This is a genomic window from Streptomyces sp. NPDC002088, from assembly GCF_040296605.1.
Taxonomy (GTDB): domain Bacteria; phylum Actinomycetota; class Actinomycetes; order Streptomycetales; family Streptomycetaceae; genus Streptomyces.
Genome location: NZ_JBEOXO010000119.1, coordinates 1 through 1,259 on the forward strand (window position 1 = coordinate 1; position 1,259 = coordinate 1,259).

The window sequence follows — 1,259 nt, forward strand, 5'->3', positions numbered from 1 at the left end:
TGGTACTGCCAGCTGCAGTCGTGGGAAGCGGTCCAGTAGCTGTCTGATGGCTACTTCCAGTTCTGCCATGGCCAGTGGGACGGCGATGCAGCGGTGTCCGCCCCAGCCGAAGGTCATGTGCGGCTGGGGGGGCCGGTCGGGGTCGATGGATTCCGGGTTGGGGTAGCGGTGCGGGTCGCGGTTGGCTGTCAGGTAGGACACGTGGACGAAGTCGCCTTTGCGGATGAGTACCCCGCCCATTTCCACGTCGGTCAGTGCGACGCGGGGGATGCCGACTCCCTTGCGGAAGGGGATGACGCGTAGCAGTTCGTTGAGGATGTCGGTGAGGTCTTGTGGCCGGCTGCTGGCGTGGTTCATCAGCTGGGGGCGGGTCAGCAGGAGGTAGAGGATGTTGCTGATCTGGCAGGTGGCTGTGTCCTGGCCGCTGAGTGTCAGTGTCAGTGCCATGACGGTGAGTTCTTCGTCGTCGAGGGTGTCGTCGCCGTCCTTGGCGGCTGCCAGGGCGCTGATCAGGTCATTGCCGGGGGATTTTCGCCGTTGTTCGACGAGTTCGCCGAAGTACGTCCGCAGTGCTGTCTTGGCGGTTGCGGCGGTGGTGCGGCTGTCCGGGCCGGTGGCGAGGAGGTGGCGGAGGTGTTGTTGTGTGCGGGCCCAGTCGTCTGGGGGGATGGAGAGGAGGTCGAAGATGGTGTGCTGGGGGAGGGGGTTGGACAGGTGGTGTACGAGGTCCGCCGGTGGTCCCTGTGCGGCCATCTCGTCCAGCAGGGTGTCTGCGAGCCTGCTGATCCTGCCTCGCATCCGGTCCGCCTGGCGCTGGGTGAACGCCTGGGAGGCCAGGCGGCGGAGGCGGCTGCTGCGCGGCGGGTCCATCACGTTGATCGATTCGGGGGAGACGATGGGTTCCGGTGTCAGCCGTGGATAGTCGTAGTCCACGATTGCTGCGCGGCTGAAGCGCTGGTCGGTGGTCACCTGTCGTACGTCCTCGAATCCGGTGACCAGCCAGGCGTCGCCGTCACCGTAGGGCAGTCGGATCCGGGTGATGGAATCGCGGTCCATGAGCGCTGTCAGGGAGGGATCGAACTCCAGGCCCTCGCTGAAGTCGAACGGACACGTGATGGTTTCGCCGCCTGAGGTCATCGCGCAGTTCTCCTTCTTAACTGAGTCTTTGCTACTCCATGCATATGCCCTTCGGTGGTTTGAGGCCATCGGAACGCCTCCGGTGGGCTGGCCGCCCGCTTCTCGTGGTCGGTCGGCCGGGG

General features: G+C 65.2%; 1 protein-coding gene. It reads right to left on the bottom strand.

All coding sequences use genetic code 11. The features are described from left to right. The coding region (locus ABT114_RS50440; protein ID WP_351154136.1) for a cytochrome P450 at positions 1 to 1,137 on the bottom strand (1,137 nt) is incomplete at its 3' end. Positions 1,138 to 1,259 lie beyond the last annotated feature (122 nt).